Here is a 686-nt window from a genome sequence, read left to right on the forward strand (position 1 = left end):
CGCCAGGCGTTCGCGCGCGGCGTCCTGCTGCTGACGCAGCTTGCCGGCGCTGCCTTCGCTGCGCTCCTGCTGGCGGCCCAGCAGGATCTTGGCCTGGTTGGCCTCGCGCCGGCCCCGCTCGCCGCTCGCCTGCCTGCGCTCCAGCCGCTCGCGCTGTTCGCGCAATGCCCGCTCTTCGCGCAGGCGTTCCTGCTTGCGCTGTTCCAGCAGCGACTGCGCCCTGGCCTGCTGCTGCGCCTTCTGCGCGGCGTAAAAGGCATAAGCGCCGCCATAGCTGGCCAGGCCTTGCGGCGACAGTTCCACGATGTTGTCCATCTCTGCCAGCAATTGGCGGTCGTGGCTGATCAGCAGCAGGCCGCGCGGCCAGCGCCGCAGCTGTTCGATCAGCGCCAGGCGCTGGGGCCGGTCCAGGTGGTTGCTGGGTTCATCCAGGATCAGGAAATCGGCGCCGGAGAGCATGGCGCCGGAGAGCGCCACCCGGCTGGCCTCGCCGCCACTGAGCGTCTGCGCCGGCGTATCCACGCGCACATGCTCCAGGCCGCTGCGCCGCCATTCGCTTTCCAGCCGCTGCCGGAGATCCCAGCGCTCGGCCAATAGCTCGAAATCCCGCGCCTCCACGCTGCCGGCCTCGATGCGCGCCAGCGCGTCCAGCGGCGCTTGCAGGCCGGCCAGGCCGGCGGCGGTGG

At 71.6% G+C, this 686-nt stretch carries 1 protein-coding gene; it reads right to left on the reverse strand.

The window, feature by feature from the left end; all coding sequences use genetic code 11:
* On the reverse strand, positions 1 to 686 hold a 686-nt coding region (locus LQT98_RS22845), incomplete at both ends, for an ATP-binding cassette domain-containing protein (protein WP_231465450.1).

This window comes from Chromobacterium aquaticum (assembly GCF_021129195.1).
GTDB classification, from domain to species: domain Bacteria; phylum Pseudomonadota; class Gammaproteobacteria; order Burkholderiales; family Chromobacteriaceae; genus Chromobacterium; species Chromobacterium aquaticum.